This window comes from Bartonella sp. AP3QHHD, assembly GCF_042195765.1.
Classification (GTDB): domain Bacteria; phylum Pseudomonadota; class Alphaproteobacteria; order Rhizobiales; family Rhizobiaceae; genus Bartonella.
On the sequence record NZ_JBHIPC010000048.1, the window covers coordinates 1 to 2,958 of the forward strand.

The 2,958-nt window shown below is 36.8% G+C and carries 5 protein-coding genes; 2 read left to right on the plus strand and 3 right to left on the minus strand.

What is annotated here, in order from left to right:
• Positions 1-450 precede the first annotated feature (450 nt).
• The gene (locus ACFIL7_RS02605; RefSeq protein WP_375618870.1) at positions 451-729 is read left to right on the plus strand and encodes a type II toxin-antitoxin system RelE/ParE family toxin; all 279 of its coding nucleotides are present in this window, start codon (positions 451-453) and stop codon (positions 727-729) included.
• Positions 730-739: 10 nt separating this feature from the next.
• Complete coding sequence (locus ACFIL7_RS02610) at positions 740-1,048, plus strand: HigA family addiction module antitoxin (protein WP_273721170.1); 309 nt, start codon at positions 740-742, stop codon at positions 1,046-1,048.
• Positions 1,049-1,123: 75 nt separating this feature from the next.
• Here ACFIL7_RS02610 and ACFIL7_RS02615 read toward each other — a convergent pair whose 3' ends face one another.
• From ACFIL7_RS02615 to ACFIL7_RS02625, 3 genes are all read right to left on the minus strand, one after another.
• The gene (locus tag ACFIL7_RS02615; RefSeq protein ID WP_375632903.1) at positions 1,124-1,375 is read right to left on the minus strand and encodes a type II toxin-antitoxin system Phd/YefM family antitoxin; all 252 of its coding nucleotides are present in this window, start codon (positions 1,373-1,375) and stop codon (positions 1,124-1,126) included.
• A 124-nt stretch (positions 1,376-1,499) separates the two neighbouring features.
• Positions 1,500-1,778, minus strand: a complete 279-nt coding sequence (locus tag ACFIL7_RS02620; RefSeq protein WP_375643784.1) for a hypothetical protein — start codon at positions 1,776-1,778, stop codon at positions 1,500-1,502.
• Positions 1,775-2,527 carry an antA/AntB antirepressor family protein gene (locus ACFIL7_RS02625; RefSeq protein ID WP_375632899.1) on the minus strand — a complete coding sequence of 251 codons (753 nt, stop codon included), beginning with the start codon at positions 2,525-2,527 and terminating at the stop codon, positions 1,775-1,777. Before ACFIL7_RS02625 ends, ACFIL7_RS02620 begins: the two co-directional genes overlap by 4 nt.
• Positions 2,528-2,958 lie beyond the last annotated feature (431 nt).

Below are 2,958 nucleotides of genomic sequence, written 5' to 3' on the forward strand. Positions count from 1 at the left end.
ACCAAAAATAGCGCAAGTCAAATTGATAGCTGTTGTATAAGCTGGCTTGTATGATTTTAAGCCCTTTTAAAGCCCTTTAAAGAGCTTTTTGACTGACAGTGTCAGTCTTATGAGAGAGTGAGATGATTGTTATGGTCTCTTCATTAATTTGGAGAGCAAAATGACAATAGAATTTAAACTTCGTATTCACTTTATTAAGAATGGCAAGGGATCTAAGTTTTTAGCAATATTTGATCAGACAGCCGTTGGTATGTTTGTAAAATCCTTGATGTTAACGTGCAAATTTATCCCCTCCATGCACCTATTCTTCTCTTTACGCATGAGGTGGAGAAAAGAAAAACAAGTCTAGACGATAAGGGTTTCTAATGGGATGTTACTGTTTTTTCCATTTTAGCACTTATAATGTAAGCTATTTGTTGACATTAACAGTATTTTACGCTATATAAAAGAATGATTAAAACGTTTAAAAGCAAAACATTGGCAGAATTATTCAAAACGGGAAATTCATCCAAGATTGATAAGAAACTTGTAAAACGTATCATGGTTCGTCTTGATCGTTTAGATATTTCTGAAAGACCAGAAGATATGAATCTTCCAGGATTCAACTTTCATTCTTTGATTGGATATTCACCCACTCGTTACACTGTCCACGTTAACGGACCATGGTGTATTACCTTTGAATTTGACTCATGTAATGCTTACCGTGTTGATCTTGAACAATATCACTAAGGATACAGTTATGAATGACATTCCTGCACAAAGAGATAAAAACCGTTGTCCTACTCATCCAGGAGAAGTTTTAGCAGAAATTATTCCTGAGACAGGCAAAACAAAATCAGAAATTGCGCAGATGCTTGGTATATCACGCCAACATCTCTACGATATTCTGAACGCAAAAAAGCCTGTTTCTCCTGCTATTTCCGCTTGTCTTGGCAAAATGTTTGGTGATGGAGCTGCTATATGGTTACGTATGCAAGCTAATTATGACGCTTGGCATGCTGAACGTGAAACAAATGTTAGCAAAGTTCCAACACTTCACGCTGTTTGATCTCTTCCTCACTCTCAAGGGATAATGTTTTATGGAATACTGGATAAATAATAATATTGAACAACATCCCCCGCTTTAAACATGTTCGTTGCCATTTAAAATATCATCTAAACCACGATCTAAATCGTCTAATATATTTTGCGGTGCATCTGCATAAACAAAAGATTGTGCACCAGAACGCGCTTTTATTAATTCATGATATAAATCAACAGGAAGCATAATGATTTTTTCACGCCCTCGCTTTGTCAAAGCTACAGGTGTAGACATAGCCTCGTCTAAAATATCGCCTGCCCCGCGGTTTACATCTGTAAAACTATATTTTTTCATATGCACATCCTATCTTTAATGTATAATACGTATTATACGTATAATGTGTATTATGTGAAGATATTTTATACTGTTAACCACCTCCCCGCCTAAAAGACGAGGAGATAAAATCATGTTTTTAAAGTTAAGCAGCTTTCTTAACAGAATTTTTCAAACTCGGATCGTAAGCTTTCAACAAAGGCTCCATAATAGAAGGAGGTTTTAAAGATCCAAAATTTGTAATCATTACCAGAACTCTGAGTGCGTTTGGTGATTCATCTTGAAGTTTTAAAATCAAAGCTTTTTCTATTGCATCCATGGTCTCAATGAGAGCATTAAAAGCTTTATCTTCGACATCATCACGATCAGAAAACTGAAACAATGCCATCCATAAATCACATAAAAAGTCGATACTGGTATTCATTGCACACCCCCAAAGATTTGTTCTCTTAAACATGCCAATCCTTTTGGTGTGATTTTTGTTGAAGGCAGCACCTTTTCTGTACCATCCGATCTTTGAATGGTAATAGCAGGACAATCCATGAATCCTTTCTTTATCTTATCCTGATAAGGTAATAGAGGCGCCCCTGGAGCCCGTCGATAGACCCAATCATTTTTCCGCAAGTAATCTGTTAAATCTTTTGGTCGTACTTCAAGCATTTTCGCTGCTTCAATAAGACCGAACAGCCCATCAGAGCGTTTTAAGCCTTCTAAAGCTTCTGCTTTAGGCTTGAGTGTACTCACCTCATTTCTTAAGTCTTCTAATTGATTGATACTCTCTAAAAGGAGCTGTTTAATCGTAAGAGGATTTTCCAATGCATTGGCAAGATCTATTCGTGGTGTTGCTACTTGTTTTGCACGTTTTTCACATTCTATAAAATATAAACGAGCTTCTCTACCTTTCTTATTGTTCTCCACCATAGAAAGTTCTTTGGCTACACTTAAAGTGAGAGCATAATCTTTAGAGGGACGACCACCTTGGAGGTTTTTCCCAAAATTGGGAAAAACTATATAATCTCTGTTTTCGACAAAATCATATTTGTTGATGCGTTCAGTAATCCAGTCTGCAAACTTTTTACCTACTCCTAAAAACGCATGTAGATCACGTGCATTTACTGTCTGAATCGCATCGCCATCAATGACTTGTTCTGTAATTTCTATAAGAGTGTTCATGTGAACTCCTAGTTGTTAGATGTTTTTCATTGACACTCTAAAGAGAGTGCCGGGCGCTGAAAAACACGGCAACTAGCCCGTCGTTATGCCTTTCCCATAAAGGGTATTGTATAGCGTAACCACACCCGACAATGCCATTATATGCGTGTAACATACAATGAGTCAAAACTTTTAGTTGGCGGAGAAGAGATTGTTTCGGCAATCCATCCGCTAGTTGCTTTAAGGTGTTTTTCAAGCACCTGATTCGAAAATACACATTGTAGAAATAATGTCAATCTATTTTCGATAATTTTTTATCGTAATGCCAGTTTAACAAACACAGCAATCATTCTCTCATTTTTTCCCATTCATTTCATTCACCCCTCATTTAAAGGAGCATAAAGTATGGCAACAGGTTTTCTACACGGTGTTGAAGTTGTCGAGGTTGACGA

Coding starts and splice junctions, on each gene's coding strand:
- ACFIL7_RS02605 (WP_375618870.1), top strand. CDS start 451: ATGATTAAAACGTTTAAAAGCAAAACATTGGCAGAATTATTCAAAACG.
- ACFIL7_RS02610 (WP_273721170.1), top strand. CDS start 740: ATGAATGACATTCCTGCACAAAGAGATAAAAACCGTTGTCCTACTCAT.
- ACFIL7_RS02615 (WP_375632903.1), bottom strand. CDS start 1,375: ATGAAAAAATATAGTTTTACAGATGTAAACCGCGGGGCAGGCGATATT.
- ACFIL7_RS02620 (WP_375643784.1), bottom strand. CDS start 1,778: ATGAATACCAGTATCGACTTTTTATGTGATTTATGGATGGCATTGTTT.
- ACFIL7_RS02625 (WP_375632899.1), bottom strand. CDS start 2,527: ATGAACACTCTTATAGAAATTACAGAACAAGTCATTGATGGCGATGCG.